Source organism: Nitratireductor lacus, assembly GCF_056431025.1.
The window spans coordinates 72,184-89,147 of record NZ_JBWKMB010000009.1; the positions used below are offsets into that span (position 1 = coordinate 72,184).

Below are 16,964 nucleotides of genomic sequence, written 5' to 3' on the forward strand. Positions count from 1 at the left end.
GTCTCAGATGTAACTGGCGTTCTCGTGGACGCCGGACTGCACGCCGGTGATAAGCGAGACCACTTCGTTTCCGTCCGTCTTGTCGGCCTCCAGCATGCCGGCGATGCGGCCGCGCCGGAACACCCAGATCTTGTCGACCAGGTTGAAGACCTGCCTGAGATTGTGGCTGACGAGGATCAGCGGAATGCCGCGTTTCTTCAGGCCGCGGATGATGTTTTCCACCTGGGTCGTTTCCTGCACGCCCAGGGCTGCCGTGGGCTCGTCCATGAGGATCAGCTTCGAGGCGAAGCTCGCCGCCCGGCTGATGGCGACACACTGGCGCTGACCGCCGGACATGTTGGCGATCGAATTGTGCAGATTGGGAATTTTCACCCCTGTTTTTTCCAGCGCTTCCTGGCTGCGCTGGAACATCTTCTTCTCGTTCAGAAAGCTGAATGGACCGAGATTGAAGTAGGTTTCCTCCCGGCCAAGAAAGATGTTGGAAGGCACGTCCAGATCGTCGGCAAGCGCCAGATTCTGGAACACCGCTTCAATGCCTGCCTCGCGCGCGTCGACGGGATTCTGAAAATCCATCTCTCGCCCTTCAAACAGTATCTTGCCGGCGGTGGGGCGCTCGACGCCGGTGATCTGCCGCACGAAGGTCGACTTGCCGGCACCGTTGTCACCGACAATCGCCACGTGCTCGCCGTCGAGCAGTTCGAAGTCCGCGTCCTGGAGCGCGTGCACACCGCCATAATGCTTGGTCAGGCCCTCGGTTCTGAGGATCACCTTGCGTTCTTCGCCTGCCCGATTTTCGCCTGTCATGGGTTCCTCCCGGGGTTCAGCGCGACCGTGGCCGCATGCGCTGGCGGTACACATCGGCCACCACGGCGGCGACGATGATCACGCCCTTGATCATTTCCTGATAGTAGGCATCGAGCCGCAGGAAGGTGAAGCCGGAGATGATGACGCCGAAGATGACGGCACCGATCAGCGTTCCGACGATGGAGCCGCGCCCGCCGGAAAGCGAGACGCCGCCGATAACGGCCATGGCGATGGCGTCGAGCTCGTACATGACGCCCATACCGGCCTGCGCGGTCAGCCCACGGGCGGCGATCACCATGCCGGCAAGACCGGCGAGAAGACCCGCTATCGTATAGACCAGCACCAGATGCCGCTCGACATTGATGCCCGACATGCGCGCTGCCTGCTCGTTGGAGCCGATGGCATAGGTGTGCTTGCCATAGACAGTGTATTTGAGCGCGACGTGGAAAAGAGCCGCGATCGCCAGGAAGATGAAGACCGGGGTCATGCCCTGTCCGAGGGCCGCAAAACTGTCGGTCGGGAAGGAGACCGGCTGGCCCTTCGTGTACCATTTGGCGATGCCGCGCGCCGTCACCATCATGCCGAGCGTGGCAATGAAGGGCGGTATTTTCGTGAAGGCGATCAACAGGCCGTTGATCATGCCGGCGACGATGCCGCAGGCAAGGCCGATCAGAATGGGGATGATGACGGGAAGGTCGGTCAGTTCCGGATAGACTGCGCGGGGATAGGTGCTCACCTGCGCGAAGCTCATGGCGATCATCGCCGTGGCGCCAACCACGGAGCCCGACGAAAGATCGATGCCGCCGGTGATGATGACCTGCGTCACGCCGATGGCGATGATGCCAACCACCGAAACCTGCAGGATCATGATGGAAAGGCGCTGGGTGTTGAACAGAAAGCTCTGCCCCTGAAAGATCCAGCCGAGTATTTCGAAAATGAGCGCGATGCCGACAAGGCCGAGCAACGCGTTCAATTCGTGAGAGCGCGGCCGCTTCTGGGGCATGTCCGCGGCGCTGCCGGAAACTGCTTGTGCCTGGTTTGCCATCGTTTTTTCCGCCATGGAGAGCCGGCATGCGCCGGCGGGATGGCGGCGGCTCTGCGGCCGCCGCCGTCAGGTCCGCAAAATCAGTTCTTGGTCGTGAACTGATCCATATTGTCCGGCGTCACGAGCTGGAAGGGAATATACACCTTCTGATCCACGTCTTCACCCTTGGCGAGTCTGAGGGCCGCATCGAGCGCGCCCTTGCCCTGGCCGGCCGCATCCTGGAACACGGTCACGTCCAGATCGCCAGCGGCCATGGCGGCCAGCGCGTCCTGGGTGGCGTCGACACCGCCCACCAGCATGTCTTCCATCGAGATGTTGGCGGCTTTCATGGCCTGGATGGCGCCGATGGCCATTTCGTCATTGTTGGAGACCAGCGCGTCGAACTCCAGGCCGGCGGAGAGCCAGTTGGTCATCAGGTCGGTTGCCTCGGTGCGCTGCCAGTTGGCCGTCTGCTCCTCGACGATCTCCATGAAGGAGCAATCGTCGGTAGCGATCACGTCGTGAACGTCCTGTGTGCGCATGCGCGCTGCCTGGTTGGACAGCTCACCCATCATGACGACGATCTTGGCGCCGTCACCCTTGCCCTTTTCCTTGAGCAGACGGCAGATTTCCTGTGTCTCCAGCGTGCCGGACTCGCGCTCGTCGGAGGCGACGAAAGCCTGATTGTCCGGCAGATCGTCGACATTGACCGGCTCGCGGTTCACGAAGACGAGCGGCACGCCCGCATCGGCGGCCGCCTTGGTCATTGCGACGGTGGCGTCGGTGTCGACCGGGTTGACAATGACCGCGTCGACGCCCGAGGCGATGAAGTTCTGGATCTGGTTGAGCTGTTTGCCGACGTCGTTCTGCGCGTCCTCGACCTGCAGTTCCACACCGTCCAGCGTGTCGGCATAGTCGACCATGCCATTGCGCAGAACGGTCAGGAAATTGTCGTCGAACAGAGCCATGGAGACACCGACCGTCTCAGCCATGGCCGAGGTGGACATCAGTGCCGAAACGGCAACGCCCATCATAAGCTTTTTCATCTGAATGCTCCTCCACACACGATGGGTGTCCGGCAGCACCCGCTTTGGCCGGAATCCTGCAATGCGAACTTATGAACTCCATCGGGGTGGACGGCTGAAGTCCTCAATTTTCAACCGCCCGGCACTCCATAAAATAGAATTCCGGAACCGTTAGGAGATCAATATGTAATATTTATTCTATTTTCTGCGGTCGCGTCAAGGCGAAATTCCATTTTGCGTTTCGCCTCAGGCGCGCGGCTGGAAAGCATTCTCGCGGATATGCGTCATGCTTTCCTCAAGGTCTCTCTTCAGGTCGGCAGTCCGGTGCACACTTTCGGCAAATGGCTCGAACGACAATGGCCCCTGGAAGCCCCCGGAAAGAAGGGCTGATATCTGCCTGACATTGTCCAGCCGGTCGCGTTCGTCGACCAGCACACGGTGCCCGTCCCGCATGTCCCGAACCGCAAGCGCCTCATCGACGACGCCGGAAATGTGAACAAGTCCGGTCTCTGCGACAAACAGCTCATCCTCGCCGGCAAGCGTGTGGTGGAACGTGTCGTGCACGAGCCGGAAGGTGCCGGCGGCATCGAGCGATGCGATGGCTTCGACGGCTTCCGATTTCAGCCGCAATGAGCAGATCTCGAACCCCAGCGGCTCCACCAGGCCGACAATTCCGGCGTCTTCCAGAAGTGGGCGCAATGCCTTTAGCGCAATCCGCAGATTGGCCTGCCTTTCGCCATCGACCCGCCCCGTTCCGTCATTGACCGGCACGAGCACCAGCGCCTCGGCACCACAATCGCGCGCATAGGCAATCAGCGATTGTGCTTCCTCCTCGCGGATGTCGTTCCATTCGTTGAAGCGCTGCAGCGCGTTGATGGAGAGAATGCGCAGGTCGCGCGCCTCCGCTTCCCGGCGCAAAGCTGCGGCAGGCGTGCCATCCAGAATGGCATTGTCCTGCAGGTCGTTGCGAATTTCCACGCCCTTCATGCCGAGCGAAGCCGCGAGATCGAAGAAGTCGGAAATCGTGTGGCTGGGTGCGCTCATGTGATTGAGCGCGAAGAACGGTGCTGTCGCGGTCATTGATGTCTCCTCGGGGATGGCGGCTCTGCGGCCGGTTGGCGGAAACATGTCCGTGCGACGCAACAGCGTCAACGCGGTCCCGTCGGAAAAGCCGCATACAGGCTTTCGGGTCTGTGAAAATCCAGTTTGCGGGAAATGCTGACCGGCTCGCCACGCCGTGACATTAACGCGGTTTCAATCCGGGCCCGATGGCGTATAAACCCCGGCACCCTTCGGGGTGTTCACTCAGCAATCCATCAGTTCAGGCCGCGCCATGACCGAGAAGACATTTCACATCAATCTCACCTGCGAAGACCGCCCCGGCATCGTTGCCGCGGTGACGACGGAGTTGGCCGGTCTTGGTGCGAACATTGCCGAATCCAACCAGTTCTGGGACCGGCAGACCAACCGCTTCTTCATGCGCATCGCCGTGACGGCGCCAAAGGGCGTGGAGCGCGACGGGCTGTTGCGCGCGCTGGAGCCGGCCATTGCGCGCTTCGACATGAAGACGGCCATCGCCGACACGGCACGGCGGCCGAAGATCATCATCATGGTGTCGAAGTTCGATCACGCGCTTCTGCACCTGCTCTACCAGATCCGCGTCGGCTGGCTCGATGCCGAAGTGGTGGCCATCGTCTCGAACCACGAGGATTCGCGCGCGACAGCGGAGATGGAGGGCATCCCCTATCACTGCTGGAAGGTGACGAAGGACAACAAGCAGGAGCAGGAGGCAAAGCTGCTCGACCTGTTCAAGGAGACGGGGGCTGATCTCGTCATCCTTGCGCGCTACATGCAGGTGCTTTCCAACGAGCTTTCGAACCGGCTCTACGGCAAGGTGATCAACATCCACCATTCGTTCCTGCCGAGCTTCAAGGGTGCAAAGCCCTATCATCAGGCGCATGAGCGCGGCGTGAAGCTGATCGGCGCGACGGCGCATTATGTGACGCCGGACCTCGATGAGGGGCCGATCATCGAGCAGGAAACCGAACGCGTGACGCATGCCATGACGGCAGAGGATTTCGTTGCCACGGGCCGCGACATCGAGAGCCGGGTTCTCGCCCGCGCCGTCAAGCTGCACCTGGAAAACCGGGTGATGATGAACGGACACAAGACGGTCGTCTTCGGGTGACACCTGTCAACGGTGTGTGATCCCTCCCACTTTCGTCATGCCCGGCCCTGAGCCGGGCATCCATGCCGTTGTTGGTGCAGGTAAGTGCGGTTCCGGCATGGATCCTCGGGGCAGGCCCGAGGATGACGAAGTGTTGAGGTGGTGGGGTTTCAGCCTGTCGCAGCGCGGTTTCGTCTGCGTGAGCGGAAGGCGAGCAGGAAGGCGAGGCCGAGCATGGTGGCGGTGATGGCGTAGAGTGTCAGCGCGATGGGGCTGGAAAACAGGATCTGGAAATCGCCGTTCGAGATGGAGAGAGCGCGGCGCAGGTTGTTTTCCATGTCCGCACCCAGAAGCAGGCCCAGAATGACCGGCACCAGCGAAATGCCCAGCATGCGCAGGATGTAGCCCATCACGCCGAAACCGACCATGACGAAGAGGTCGAAGGTGGAGTGGCTGATCGAGTAGACACCGAGAAAGCTGACCATGACGACGAAGGGCATCAGCACCCATTGCGGCATGGATAGCATGCGCGTGAACAGGCCGATCATCGGAATGTTCATGATGAGCAGCGCGATGTTGGCGATGTAGAGCGCGGCGATCAGGCCCCAGACCAGGTCCGGCTGCCGGTCGAAGAGCAGTGGGCCGGGCTGGATGTTGAGCGAGATGAGCAGCGCCAGCATGACGGCCGTGGTGCCGCTGCCCGGCACGCCGAGCGTGAGCATGGGGATCAGCGCGCCGCCCGACGCGGCGTTGTTGCCGGCTTCAGGGGCCGCGATGCCGCGCGGGTCGCCTTCGCCGAATTTGCCGTCCTTTGCGCTCCAGCGTTGCTCCGCAATGTAGGACATGAACGCGCCGAGCGAGGCGCCGGCGCCCGGCAGGATGCCGCAGATGAAACCGATGACCGAGCCGCGCAGATTGGCCCAGCCGCCGGCCATCATGTCCCTGAAGCGCGGCAGGGCGCGGCCGAGCGGCACCATCTTGGTCTCGCCCTGATGCACCCGCTCCAGATAGACCAGCACTTCGGAAATGGCGAAGAGGCCGACAATGGCGACGATGGGGTCGAACCCGTCATAAAGATGGAACGAACCGGCCGTGTAGCGCGCCGTGCCGGTGGCGGGGTCGAGGCCGACCGTGGCGATCATCAACCCGATGAAGGCGGCAAGCAGCGTCTTGAACGGATTGACCGAGGTGATTCCGCCGATGGTGGCGAAGGCCATGACATAGAGCGCGAAATAGTCGGCGGGGCCGAAATAGATGGCGGCCTTGGCCAGAAGCGGCGCAAAAAGCGTGAGCCCGATCGTGGCGAAGGTTGCCCCGACAAAGGAGGCGACGGCGGAGATGGCCAACGCCTCCGACGCTTTGCCGGCGCGCGCCATGGGATAGCCGTCGAGCGTGGTCATGATGGCCGGCTCGTCGCCGGGAATGTTGAGCATGATCGAGGAGATGCGCCCGCCATACATGCAGCCATAATAGATGCATGACAGCATGATGAGCGCCGAGGTGGGCTCCAGCCCGAGCGAAAAGGCAAGCGGAATGAGGATGGCGACGCCGTTTACGGGGCCAAGCCCCGGCAGCGCGCCGATCAGCGTTCCCGCAAAGCAGCCGAACAGCGCCAGAGCCAGATTGGTCGGCGTGATCGCGACTGCAAAACCCTGCGCAAGGGCGGACAGCATATCCATGAAATCAGCTCACGAATTCTGGGAGAAGCGGCAGCGGAAGACCGAGCAGCTTGTCGAAGGCAAGAAACAGGAACGCGCTCATGATCGCCGCCGAGACAATGGATTTCGGCCATGAGCTGCGCAGGATGCGCCCCAAAAGCGCGACAGCGATGAAGGTGGCGAGCGGAAAGCCGAGCACCTCCAAAAAGCCGGCATAGGCAAGCAGCAGCGAGACCGCCCCCACCTGCAACAGAAGCGGCTTGCCCGTAACCCAGGCCGGCTCCTCATCCGGACGGATGATCATCGTCAGGCTGAGGATGGCCGCAGGCACGGACAGCATGATGGGAAAGGCCGCGGGGCCAAGAGGGTCGCCGAAGCTCGCCTCATAGTCTCCCGCGGTCACGCCGTACCAGATCGAAATGGCCAGAAGAAAAAGGCCGACGATCCTGTCTGTCACTTGATGACTCCGATCTCCTGGGAAATCTTGCGCATCTGTTCGGACTGGTCCTTCACATAGGCCTCGAACTCCGCGCCGCCGCGCCACACCGGCACGAGGCCGTTGCCCTTGGCGGTCTCTTTCCAGTCGTCGGTGTCATAGAGCTTCTGCAGGCGCTCGACCCAGGCATTGTAGCCTTCGTCAGAGACCTCGCCGCCTGTGTAGAAACCGCGCCAGTTGTAGCCGGTCACATCGAGGCCCTGCTCTTTTGCGGTGGGCGAATCCGGGAAGGCGGGAACGCGGTCGTCGGAAAGGGCTGCCAGAATGCGGATGTCGCCCGATTCCACGAAACCGGCGATCTCGCCCAGATCGGTGGAAACCGCCTGAACCTGCCCGCCGATCATCTGCGTGACGGCGGGGCTACCGCCATCGAACTGCACCCAGCGGATCTGCTTGTACTCATCGCCCGAAAGGCCGGCGGCCTGCGCCAGCATGAGCAGGCGGATATGGTCCCAGCCGCCCGCACCGGAGGAGCCGGCAACCGCAAGCGCGCTCGGGTCTTCCTTGAGCGCGGCCACCAGATCGTCGAGCGTCTTGAAGTCCGAATCCTTCGGCACCACGATCACGCCGACATCGGTGCCCAGCATGGCCACCCAGCGCATCACCGACGTGTCTGCCGGATACTTGCCCTGCGCGATCTGCGTGACGCCCACGGTGGAGGTTGCCACCATCAGCTCCGCATCGTCGGCGCGCGACGACATGACCTTGGCATAGGCAACCGCGCCCACACCGCCCGGCATGTTGGTGACCTGCACCGGTGCATCCACCAGCTTCTGGTCGAAGAGCATCTTGCCGATGGTGCGGCAGGTGAAATCCCAGCCGCCGCCGGGATCGGCAGGTGCGATGCACTCGGCAGCCGTGGCGCCAGCCACGGACAGCGACGTCCACAGGACAGCCGCTCCAAAGAGCTTTGAAAGTTTCTTCATCAAGTCCTCCCTCATTGAAGTCGAAATTCCAGTGTCCGAGACCGGATTTGCGTCCGCTCTCAGCCTCCTTCCACAAACCCGCGCGCGCCGAAAAGGCGGCGCGAATCCTCCAGCGCCTGCAGGATCTGCCCGCGCACGTCGCGCGCATGCCTGCGAATGGCGTCGGCGGCCTCCTCGGTTTTCCGCTGCCGGACAAGCGCTATGATTTCATTGTGTTCGCGGTGGGCGATGGCGCGCGCCTCCGGCGAGCTCGCCACCAGCCAGCGGGCGCGGATCGTGCGGTTGACCGCGTCCTGCACCGCATCGCGCAGGAAGCGATTGCCGGAAAGGGCCGCAAGCTGCACATGCACGTCGAGCCCCGCCTCGAACCAGTCGTCGGGCGTGAAGTCGCTCAAGCCCTCATCCACCGTGCGCAGGATCGCATCCAGCTCCTCCGGCTTTGCCCGTTCGCAGGCAAGACGGATTGCCGCGTCCTCGACGATCTCGCGGTATTCGAAGATTTCCTCAAGCTGCTGCAGGTCGAAGGGCGCGATGGCATAGCCCCGCTCGGCCTTCACGACGAGCCCTTCACGGATCAGCTCCGCCAGCGCCTGCCGGATGGGGGTGCGCGAGGCGCCATAGGCGGTTTCCAGAGATCGTTCGGACACGACCTCGCCCGGCGCAAGCTTGAGCGAGAGCACATCGCCGCGAATGCGCGAAAGCACGCGCTCGCCGAGCGGCTGTTCAGCCATGTCTTTTGCAGCCTCACCCATGATGGACGGGCACTCCTCCCTGCATGTGCGGCGGTCCGGAAAGCCTCCCTGCCCTCCGGTCTGCCATTTTTGGAACGGGCATTGACCGTTCTTCGCAAGACGGTATACCAATCCGGTCTACCGATGCAATCAGGTGGGAGGAAAAATCGTGACAGCACCAGCCGGCCACCTTGTGAAAGGGTTTCCCGAGCGCGTCAGCGTTGTCGAAGTGGGACCGCGCGACGGATTGCAATCGGAGCCGCAATTCGTGCCGACGGACAGGAAAATCGCGCTCGTCAACGGGCTGATCGATGCCGGCCTCCGCCATCTGGAGGTCACGTCCTTCGTTTCGCCACGCGCTGTGCCGCAGATGCGGGATGCAGCAGACGTTCTGGCCGGCATCGACCGTTCGAAAGGCGCGGTGCTGACCGCGCTGGTGCCCAATGCGCGAGGCGCCGATCGCGCGGCCGAGGCCGGTGTCGATGCCATGGTCGTTTTCATGTCAGCCTCGGAGAGCCACAATCTGAAGAATGTGAACCGCACCCGCGCCCAGTCTCTGGAGGGGTTCGCCGACATCGTGCGCATTGCAGGCGATGCGAAGATTCCGGTCTATGGGGCGATTGCCACATCCTTTGGCTGTCCTTTCGAGGGCGAAGTGCCGGTCTCCTCGGTCGTGGAGATCGCCCGCGCCTATCGCGACATGGGCATCACCACGCTGTCGCTGGGCGACACGACCGGCATGGCCACGCCGCCCGTGGTGCAGGAGCGCTGCCGCGCGCTGAGAGAGGCGGTTCCGGAGGCCGACATCGCGCTGCATTTCCACAACACGCGCGGCGTGGGGCTTGCCTGTGTCTATGCCGGGCTGCTGGAGGGTGTGACCCGCTATGAGGCGAGCATTGGCGGCCTTGGCGGCTGCCCCTTCGTGCCGCGTGCGACGGGCAATATCTGCACCGAGGATCTCGTCTACATGCTGAGCGAATGCGGGGTGGAAACCGGTGTCGATCTCGAAAAACTGATCGGTGTCGCGCAGGAAGCCGAAGCGATCATCGGGCGCACGCTTCCCGGCCAGGTGATGAAGGCGGGACCGCGTCTCAAGACCGCCAGCATGGACAGCGTTGCAACCGCCAATGGCTGAAAATATGACCGAGAAAAAAGCGCCGCTCGAAGGCATTCGTGTCATCGACCTCACGCGGGTTCTCTCTGGTCCGTTCTGCACCATGATGCTGGGCGACATGGGGGCGGAGGTGATCAAGGTGGAACCCGCCAAGGGCGACCCGATCCGCGAACAGGGCACGCTGCGCGACGGGTTCTCCGCCTATTATGCAAGCTTCAACCGCAACAAGAAGTCGGTCGTCATCGATCTCTATAGCGAGCGCGGCCGCGCGGTGCTGGAGCGGCTGATTGCGGATGCCGACGTCCTCATCGACAATTTCCGCCCCGGCGTGATGGCGAAGATGGGTTTTGGCGAGGCGCGGCTGAAGGCGCTCAATCCGAGGCTGGTGACGGCCAATGTAAACGGCTATGGCTCGACCGGCCCCTATGTGGACCGCCCCGCCTTCGATTTCATCGCTCAGGCCATGAGCGGGCTGATGGGCGTGAACGGTGCGGAAGGCACCGAGCCGATGCGCGTCGCGCAGCCGATCACCGATCTGGTGGCCGGCCTCTACTGTGCATTCGGCGTTGTGAGCGCGCTGCGCGCGCGTGACCTCAATGGAACGGGCCAGCATGTGGAAAGCGCCATGATGAATGGCGCGATCAGCATGATGGCCTATCTGGCGTCGGAATATTTCACCACCGGAGAGCTGCCTGCGCGCACCGGCAATGACCATCCGCTGGTGGCCCCTTATGGCCTCTTCAGGGCGCGGGACGGCGAGATTGCCGTCGCACCCTCCAATGACGTGATCCTGAAGCGGTTTCTCGATGTGCTGGAGCTCGGTCACATGATGAAGGATCCGCGCTACGACACGAATGACAAGCGCTTTGCCCGCCGTCCCGAACTCAACGAGATGATCAATCAGGCAGTCGGTCGGGACACGCAGGAGGCATGGATTGCACGGCTCAATGCCGCCGGTGTGCCCTGCGGCAAGGTGCAGAACCTGGCCGAGGCGCTGAACGACCCGCAGACGCGGGCGCAGGAAATGGTGATCGAGGTGGACCAGCCCAACCACGGGCCGATCCGCATGCTGGGCTTTCCGGTGAAGCTGAGCGACACGCCCTGCCGCCTGCGCCATCCCGCGCCCGAGCTGGGTGCGGACACGAGGGCGGTTCTGGAAGCGAGCGGCTTCGAGGCTGACGAGATTGAAGCGCTGGCAAAGGAAGGCGCCATCGGGGGTAATTGGACCGCCGTGCGTGGTTCGACAAGCTCACCATGAGGGACGGGATTGGCGAATGAACGCGTTGCACTGTCTCCGCCCAGGGCTCATTGCCGGGCAAAGCTTTCCTCATGGTGAGCTTGTCGAACCACGCACGGCGATAATGCAATGGGGCATCGAAACAATCTGAAGACTGGATGAAAGCGCTCTGCCCATGACGTCAGGGGCCATTGAAAGCGCCACCCTTGGATCAGCGCAAATTGCCCCCATATGCCGGAGAGTGTCCTTCCCCACCATAAGGGACTGGGTTGGCGCATGGATGCGTTGCACCGTCTCTGTCCAAGGCTCATTGCCAGGCACAGCTTTCCTCATGGTGAGCTTGTCGAACCACGCACGGCGACAATGCAATGGGGCATCGCAACAATCTGAAGACTGGATGCCAGCGCTCTGCCCATGACTTCAGGGGCCATTGAAAACGCCACCCTTGGATCGGCGCAAATTGCCCCCATATGCCGGAGAGTGATTTTCCTCCCCGGAGTTCTCCCATGATCCCCTTTTCCGTTCTCGACCTGGCGCCCGTCCCCGACGGTTCGAGCGTTGCCGATGCACTCCACAACACGCTCGATCTTGCCCGCCATGCCGAGAGCTGGGGCTATCGCCGTTTCTGGCTTGCCGAACATCACAACATGGCGGGCATCGCCAGCGCGGCAACCTCGGTCCTGATCGGGCAGGTCGCTGCCGCCACGAAGACGATCCGGGTCGGCGCGGGCGGTGTGATGTTGCCCAACCACGCGCCGCTGATCATCGCCGAGCAGTTCGGCACGCTGGCCACGCTTTATCCCGACCGCATCGACCTAGGTCTTGGCCGCGCGCCGGGCACCGACATGGCCACGGCCCGCGCCCTGCGGCGGGGGCTCGACGATGGTGAGGGCTTCCCACGCGATGTCATGGAGTTGATCGCCTATCTGGGAGACGATGAACCGGGCCGGCAAGTGCGCGCCATCCCCGGACGGGGCACGCTTGTGCCGGTCTGGATTCTTGGCTCCAGCCTTTATGGCGCGCAGCTGGCCGCACATCTTGGCCTGCCCTATGCCTTCGCCTCGCACTTCGCGCCCGCCGCGCTGGAACAGGCGATCGAGGTCTACCGCCAGACCTTTCGGCCCTCCGAACATTTGGAAAAGCCGCATTTCATGATGGCGCTCAACGTGTTTGCCGCCGATACGGACGCCGAAGGCGTTTATCTGAAGTCTTCCATGCAGCAGGCCTTTGCCAATCTGCGCACCGGGCGACCGGGACCCCTGCCCCGTCCCGTGGAGAATGTTGAAGAAATCCTCGAGCCGGCCATTGCCGCCGGTGTGGCGCAGGCACTTGCCTGCACGGCGGCCGGCAGCCCGGAGACCGTGCGAGGGGCTTTAGGCATGTTTCTGGCGCGCTATGAACCGGACGAAATTATCATCACCGGGCAGATCCACGATCATGAAGCAAGGCTGAAATCCTTCCGCATTGCCGCAGACATTCTCGCCGAGGCGTGAACTTACAAATGATAAAATCTCTTCCGGAAATCTGTTTTAGCCGTGACCTGATCTATCAGAAATGGAATATTTGGTCGATTAGACCTTGATAGCGGCAAATTAAGACCAAACGGGTTTTCACTCCTGTTATCGTCAAATGAACAAGAGCGCGGTCAACGCGCCCTCGACGAACAATAATGGGAGAGAGACATGTCGTCCCCGCAAAAGGCTCTGCCGAGCTTACCGCTCGCGCTGACGCCGGTGCTGCTCACGCTCATCGTGCTTGGCGTCCAGCTTTTCTATTTCGATGATTTCACACCCCATGTGCCCCTTGCCATAGGTCTCGCCCTTACCGGGCTGGTCGGCATCAAGCTCGGTTTCGACTGGGAGGATATCGAAAAGGGCGTGTTTCACGTGATCCACGTATCGCTGCCGTCCGTATCGGTGCTTATCACCGTCGGAATGATCATCGGCGTCTGGATTGCAAGCGGCACCGTGCCAACACTGATCTATTACGGACTGACCATTCTCTCGCCGGAGATTTTCCTTGCGGCGGCCATGCTTCTGTGCGCCGTCGTGTCGCTCTCGCTCGGCACGTCGTGGGGCACGGTCGGAACGGTTGGCCTGGCGCTGATGGGCATCGGTGCCGGCTTTGGCATTCCGGTCTACTGGACCGCGGGCGCGGTCGTTTCGGGTGCGTTCTTCGGCGACAAGGTCTCGCCGCTCTCCGACACCACCAATCTGGCACCGGCCGTGACGGGCGTCGACGTGTTCTCGCACATCAAGAACATGATGCCGACGACCATTCCTTCGATGCTGATTGCGCTCGGCATTTATCTTTTTGCCGGCTATGGTCTGATCGAGTCCGGCGGTGCTTCGTTCGAGAAGATCACGACGATCACCGCGTCGCTGCGGGAAAACTTCGTGATTTCACCCTGGCTGCTTCTGCCGGCCATTCTGGTGATCGCGCTGGCCGTGAAGCGCATGCCGCCGATCCCGTCTCTCTTTGCCGGCGTTCTGGCCGGCGGGCTGACGGCGATGATCGCGCAGGGCGTGGGGCTGCATGATGTCTTCACCTATGCCAATAGCGGCTACAGGATCGACACGGGGGTGAGCGAGATCGACTCGCTGCTCAATCGCGGCGGCATCCAGTCGATGATGTGGACGATCTCGCTGGTGCTGATCGCGCTCGGCTTCGGTGGTGCGCTGGAAAAGACCGGCTGTCTTGAAACCATCATCAAGGCGATCATGATGAAGGTGAAGAGCTTTGCCGGCATCCAGACGGCTGCCGTGGGCACGTCCATGGCGACCAATCTGGTGGCAGGCGATCCCTATCTTTCCATCGCGCTGCCCGGGCGCATGTATGCGCCGGTCTATCGCGGCATGGGCTATTCCACGCTCAATCTGTCGCGCGCGGTGGAAGAAGGCGGCACGCTGATTTCGCCGCTGGTTCCGTGGAACGCAGGCGGCGCCTTCGTGATCAGCGCGCTGGCGCTCGGCGTCTCCGATGGGCATCTGGAGAACCTGCTCTACATTCCGCTTGCCTTCGCCTGCTGGCTGTCGCCGGTGATCGGCCTCGCCTATGCCTATACGGGTCTTTTTTCGCCCCGTGCGAGCGAGGCGGAGATGAAGGGCTGGCATGATAGCGGCGAAACCATTGCCGATCTGAGCGACCATGGCTGGGAGACCCCTGCGCTGCCAAGCACGACACCGGCGGAGTAAAGCTCGGTTACACGGACAGGCGCCTTGGATGGACGCAAGGCGATCCAGGGGGCCTGTTTCGCATTCAGCGGGCGGGGTAGTGAAACGGTTCGCCCGCAAAGGCTTCTGCACCACGGCCGATCTCATGGATCGCGCGGATCATCCGTCCTTCGCGCTCAAGCAGCCGGTCGCCCAGCGCGACGATACGGCGGTTGGGCGTGGCGCTCGGCGCGCGTTCGCGCAGCATCTGCGCCAGGGCGAATTCGTCCATCTCGCGTGCGAAGGCATTGGCGATGACATAGGCGGCAGCTGTGGAGCGGCTGATGCCCGCATGGCAATGCACGACCATCGGCGAGCGCCAGTCCCAGTCGCGGGCGAAATCGAGCAATTGCTCGACCTGATCCAGGGCCGGGGCGATCAGCCCCGGGCGCTGGTCCGTGATGTCGTGCATGGCCAGGTGAAGACGTTTCGGCACCGTATCGATCTGGTCAAGAGCGGGTGGTTCACCGCTCGATGTCAAAGAGATCATGTGCTGCGCGCCGGTCGCTTTCAGCATGCGTTCCAGATGCGAAGCGGGGCAGACATAGAGCATTACGCGCCGCTCCTTTGCCAGCTTCCCAGAGCGGTGCGCACGCGCTCGAAAGCCTGATCGTCTCCCGGCAGGCCGATGCGCAGGCAATCGGGACGCCCCGCGAAACGCCGCACGAGAATGCCGCTGCGGCCCAGATGATCGAAGAGCTCTGCCGCGCGGGGATGGCGCAGGAAGCGGAAGAGATCGGTGCCGGTCTCGATCTTCAGTCCTGCGTCGTCGAAAAGGGCATCGAGCCTGATGCGCGCCTTGACGAGATCGCGCCGCATGACACTTTGCCAGTCGCGGTCGGCGAGCGCCTCAAGCCCGGCATGAAGCGCCGGCCCTGCAACCGCCCATGGGCCGAGCCATGCGGAAAGTTTCTGCGCTAGCTCTTCCGATGCCAGCGCGAAGCCGAGCCGCAGGCCGGCGAGACCGAAGAACTTTCCGAACGAGCGCAGCACCACGATATTGCCGGCTTCCACATCGCCGGCGAGGCTCTCGGCCTGCGGGCCGACATCCATGAAGGCCTCATCGACCACCAGAACGCCGTCATTGCGTTGCAGGTTTTCCGCAAGATCGAGAAGGTCTCTTCGGCCAAGCAGCCGTCCGTCGGGATTGTTTGGATTGACCACCACGGCAAGCCGCGCGCCATGAAGCGCATCGAAACGCTCCACCTCCTCCACCGTATGCCCGGCGAGTGCGGCGGCGCGCGCGTGTTCGGCATAGGTGGGACCGAGAATGCGGGCCGGGCCGGGCGCCAGAAGCGAGGCGACCAGCGGCAGAAGAAGCTGCGTTCCCGGCGCGGCGATGACATGGGCGGCTGACGGTGCGCCGTAATAATCGGCTGCGTGGCTTGCGAGCGCGGCAATGTCGGCTTCTTCGGGCAGGCGCTCGACGGCGCTGGCAGGTAGCGGCGAAAAAGGATAGGGGTTCGGGTTGATGCCGGTGGACAGGTCGAGAAAGGGCGTCGGCGCGTCTGGAAAGAGCGCTGAAGCCCGAACGAGACTGCCGCCGTGATCGGTCACCCTGTCCGCCGCCCGGTCAGCCAGTCGAGGCCTGATGTCCATTCTGATCGCCCTTTCATCTATGCTGGTCGAGCTCGCCATCGGTTACCCCGAGCGGCTCTTTCGCCTGATCGGTCATCCCGTCACCTGGATAGGCCGTCTTATCGCGCTGGCGGACGCGCGATGCAATGTCGAAACCCTTTCGCCCGGTGCGCGCCGACTGAATGGCGCGCTCGCGCTGGCCGTCATTCTGATGCTCGCAGGTCTGGCCGGCTGGTCGATCCAGACGGCCCTTTCCGGCTGGACCGGGCTGCTGGTCGCCGCGCTTGCCGGCAGTTCGCTGATCGCCCAGCGGAGCCTCGCAAGCCATGTGAAAGCGGTGGCGGAGGGGCTCGACGTCGGCGGGCTTCCGGAAGGCCGAAGAGCGGTTTCGCAGATCGTTGGCCGCGATCCCGAAAGCCTCGATGAGGCCGGCGTTTCGCGCGCGGCCATTGAAAGCCTTGCTGAAAACTGCTCCGACGGCGTGGTGGCGCCGGTGTTCTGGCTGGCGGTTGGCGGGCTGGCGGGCGGCGCGCTCTACAAGGCCGCGAACACGGCCGATTCCATGATCGGCCACAAGACCGTGCGGCATCTTCATTTCGGCTGGGCGGCGGCGCGTTTCGACGATCTGATCAACCTGCCCGCGTCGCGCCTGACGGCGTTTCTCTTTATTGCCGCCGCGTTCTTCATGCGCGACGCCTCGGCTGGAGCGGCATGGCAGGCGGTACGCCGCGATGCGCGCCATCATCGTTCTCCCAATGCGGGCTGGCCGGAAGCGGCCATGGCGGGCGCTCTGGACCTCGCCCTTGCCGGCCCGCGCCGCTATGGCGGCGAGGTGGTGGACGACGCGGTGATGGGCGATGGCGGCCGCCGCGCGGCCAATGCCGGCGATATCCGCCGCGCGCTCACGCTCTACCGGATTGCAGACGCGCTCTTGATCGGGCTTGTGGCGGTGGCGGCTGGACTTTGGCAACTGTTTTGATCTCGTGGCAATG

General features: G+C 62.9%; 16 protein-coding genes. 6 read left to right on the forward strand and 10 right to left on the reverse strand.

The window, feature by feature from the left end; all coding sequences use genetic code 11:
• Window positions 1-3 precede the first annotated feature (3 nt).
• The 4 genes from AC07E3_RS09455 to AC07E3_RS09470 form a co-directional block, all read right to left on the reverse strand.
• Window positions 4-804, reverse strand: a complete 801-nt coding sequence (locus tag AC07E3_RS09455) for an ATP-binding cassette domain-containing protein (protein WP_336071334.1) — start codon at window positions 802-804, stop codon at window positions 4-6.
• Between the two features lie 16 nt (window positions 805-820).
• The gene (locus tag AC07E3_RS09460; protein WP_171900119.1) at window positions 821-1,807 is read right to left on the reverse strand and encodes an ABC transporter permease; all 987 of its coding nucleotides are present in this window, start codon (window positions 1,805-1,807) and stop codon (window positions 821-823) included.
• 122 nt (window positions 1,808-1,929) lie between these two features.
• Window positions 1,930-2,874, reverse strand: a complete 945-nt coding sequence (locus AC07E3_RS09465; RefSeq protein ID WP_065817966.1) for a sugar ABC transporter substrate-binding protein — start codon at window positions 2,872-2,874, stop codon at window positions 1,930-1,932.
• Between the two features lie 225 nt (window positions 2,875-3,099).
• The gene (locus AC07E3_RS09470; RefSeq protein ID WP_478361451.1) at window positions 3,100-3,933 is read right to left on the reverse strand and encodes a TIM barrel protein; all 834 of its coding nucleotides are present in this window, start codon (window positions 3,931-3,933) and stop codon (window positions 3,100-3,102) included.
• 253 nt (window positions 3,934-4,186) lie between these two features.
• Here AC07E3_RS09470 and purU point away from each other — a divergent pair, with 253 nt between their 5' ends.
• Entirely contained in the window at window positions 4,187-5,041 is an 855-nt protein-coding gene (purU, locus tag AC07E3_RS09475; protein WP_478361453.1) for a formyltetrahydrofolate deformylase, read from the forward strand.
• A gap of 149 nt (window positions 5,042-5,190) precedes the next feature.
• Here purU and AC07E3_RS09480 read toward each other — a convergent pair whose 3' ends face one another.
• Genes AC07E3_RS09480 through AC07E3_RS09495 form a run of 4 tightly spaced genes read right to left on the reverse strand, consistent with a single transcriptional unit; the run spans window position 5,191 to window position 8,852 of the window.
• The gene (locus AC07E3_RS09480; protein WP_478361455.1) at window positions 5,191-6,699 is read right to left on the reverse strand and encodes a tripartite tricarboxylate transporter permease; all 1,509 of its coding nucleotides are present in this window, start codon (window positions 6,697-6,699) and stop codon (window positions 5,191-5,193) included.
• A gap of 4 nt (window positions 6,700-6,703) precedes the next feature.
• Window positions 6,704-7,135, reverse strand: a complete 432-nt coding sequence (locus AC07E3_RS09485) for a tripartite tricarboxylate transporter TctB family protein (protein ID WP_478361457.1) — start codon at window positions 7,133-7,135, stop codon at window positions 6,704-6,706.
• Window positions 7,132-8,100, reverse strand: coding sequence for a Bug family tripartite tricarboxylate transporter substrate binding protein (locus AC07E3_RS09490; protein WP_007007242.1), 969 nt, complete (start codon window positions 8,098-8,100; stop codon window positions 7,132-7,134). Before AC07E3_RS09490 ends, AC07E3_RS09485 begins: the two co-directional genes overlap by 4 nt.
• 59 nt (window positions 8,101-8,159) lie before the next feature.
• The gene (locus AC07E3_RS09495) at window positions 8,160-8,852 is read right to left on the reverse strand and encodes a GntR family transcriptional regulator (protein WP_478361459.1); all 693 of its coding nucleotides are present in this window, start codon (window positions 8,850-8,852) and stop codon (window positions 8,160-8,162) included.
• 148 nt (window positions 8,853-9,000) lie between these two features.
• Between AC07E3_RS09495 and AC07E3_RS09500 the strand changes: the two genes are divergently transcribed.
• The 4 genes from AC07E3_RS09500 (at window position 9,001) to nhaC (ending at window position 14,376) form a co-directional block, all read left to right on the forward strand.
• Window positions 9,001-9,966: a hydroxymethylglutaryl-CoA lyase gene (locus AC07E3_RS09500; protein ID WP_478361461.1), complete on the forward strand. Its 966-nt coding sequence runs from the start codon at window positions 9,001-9,003 to the stop codon at window positions 9,964-9,966.
• 4 nt (window positions 9,967-9,970) lie between these two features.
• Window positions 9,971-11,203 (forward strand): CaiB/BaiF CoA transferase family protein, encoded by a 1,233-nt coding sequence (locus tag AC07E3_RS09505; RefSeq protein WP_478361463.1) that lies wholly within the window; start codon window positions 9,971-9,973, stop codon window positions 11,201-11,203.
• A 485-nt stretch (window positions 11,204-11,688) separates the two neighbouring features.
• Window positions 11,689-12,675, forward strand: a complete 987-nt coding sequence (locus tag AC07E3_RS09510; RefSeq protein WP_478361465.1) for an LLM class flavin-dependent oxidoreductase — start codon at window positions 11,689-11,691, stop codon at window positions 12,673-12,675.
• A 189-nt stretch (window positions 12,676-12,864) separates the two neighbouring features.
• Window positions 12,865-14,376 carry a Na+/H+ antiporter NhaC gene (gene nhaC, locus AC07E3_RS09515; RefSeq protein ID WP_478361467.1) on the forward strand — a complete coding sequence of 504 codons (1,512 nt, stop codon included), beginning with the start codon at window positions 12,865-12,867 and terminating at the stop codon, window positions 14,374-14,376.
• A 64-nt stretch (window positions 14,377-14,440) separates the two neighbouring features.
• Here the strand turns inward: nhaC and AC07E3_RS09520 are convergent, their stop codons facing one another.
• Together AC07E3_RS09520 and cobD are read right to left on the reverse strand one after the other, a co-directional pair.
• Complete coding sequence (locus AC07E3_RS09520) at window positions 14,441-14,947, reverse strand: tyrosine phosphatase family protein (RefSeq protein ID WP_478361469.1); 507 nt, start codon at window positions 14,945-14,947, stop codon at window positions 14,441-14,443.
• The gene (cobD, locus tag AC07E3_RS09525) at window positions 14,947-15,993 is read right to left on the reverse strand and encodes a threonine-phosphate decarboxylase CobD (protein ID WP_478361471.1); all 1,047 of its coding nucleotides are present in this window, start codon (window positions 15,991-15,993) and stop codon (window positions 14,947-14,949) included. The genes AC07E3_RS09520 and cobD overlap by 1 nt, the downstream gene beginning before the upstream one ends.
• Here cobD and cbiB point away from each other — a divergent pair.
• Window positions 15,986-16,951 carry an adenosylcobinamide-phosphate synthase CbiB gene (gene cbiB / locus AC07E3_RS09530; protein WP_478361473.1) on the forward strand — a complete coding sequence of 322 codons (966 nt, stop codon included), beginning with the start codon at window positions 15,986-15,988 and terminating at the stop codon, window positions 16,949-16,951. The two genes, cobD and cbiB, sit on opposite strands and share 8 nt — an antisense overlap.
• The last annotated feature ends 13 nt before the right edge of the window (window positions 16,952-16,964 follow it).

Bases quoted from the DNA above. Each gene is read 5' to 3' on its own strand.
- AC07E3_RS09455 (WP_336071334.1), bottom strand. From the start codon at position 804: ATGACAGGCGAAAATCGGGCAGGCGAAGAACGCAAGGTGATCCTCAGA.
- AC07E3_RS09460 (WP_171900119.1), bottom strand. From the start codon at position 1,807: ATGCCCCAGAAGCGGCCGCGCTCTCACGAATTGAACGCGTTGCTCGGC.
- AC07E3_RS09465 (WP_065817966.1), bottom strand. From the start codon at position 2,874: ATGAAAAAGCTTATGATGGGCGTTGCCGTTTCGGCACTGATGTCCACC.
- AC07E3_RS09470 (WP_478361451.1), bottom strand. From the start codon at position 3,933: ATGACCGCGACAGCACCGTTCTTCGCGCTCAATCACATGAGCGCACCC.
- purU (WP_478361453.1), top strand. From the start codon at position 4,187: ATGACCGAGAAGACATTTCACATCAATCTCACCTGCGAAGACCGCCCC.
- AC07E3_RS09480 (WP_478361455.1), bottom strand. From the start codon at position 6,699: ATGGATATGCTGTCCGCCCTTGCGCAGGGTTTTGCAGTCGCGATCACG.
- AC07E3_RS09490 (WP_007007242.1), bottom strand. From the start codon at position 8,100: ATGAAGAAACTTTCAAAGCTCTTTGGAGCGGCTGTCCTGTGGACGTCG.
- AC07E3_RS09495 (WP_478361459.1), bottom strand. From the start codon at position 8,852: ATGGGTGAGGCTGCAAAAGACATGGCTGAACAGCCGCTCGGCGAGCGC.
- AC07E3_RS09505 (WP_478361463.1), top strand. From the start codon at position 9,971: ATGACCGAGAAAAAAGCGCCGCTCGAAGGCATTCGTGTCATCGACCTC.
- AC07E3_RS09510 (WP_478361465.1), top strand. From the start codon at position 11,689: ATGATCCCCTTTTCCGTTCTCGACCTGGCGCCCGTCCCCGACGGTTCG.
- nhaC (WP_478361467.1), top strand. From the start codon at position 12,865: ATGTCGTCCCCGCAAAAGGCTCTGCCGAGCTTACCGCTCGCGCTGACG.
- AC07E3_RS09520 (WP_478361469.1), bottom strand. From the start codon at position 14,947: ATGCTCTATGTCTGCCCCGCTTCGCATCTGGAACGCATGCTGAAAGCG.
- cbiB (WP_478361473.1), top strand. From the start codon at position 15,986: ATGTCCATTCTGATCGCCCTTTCATCTATGCTGGTCGAGCTCGCCATC.
- cobD (WP_478361471.1), bottom strand. From the start codon at position 15,993: ATGGACATCAGGCCTCGACTGGCTGACCGGGCGGCGGACAGGGTGACC.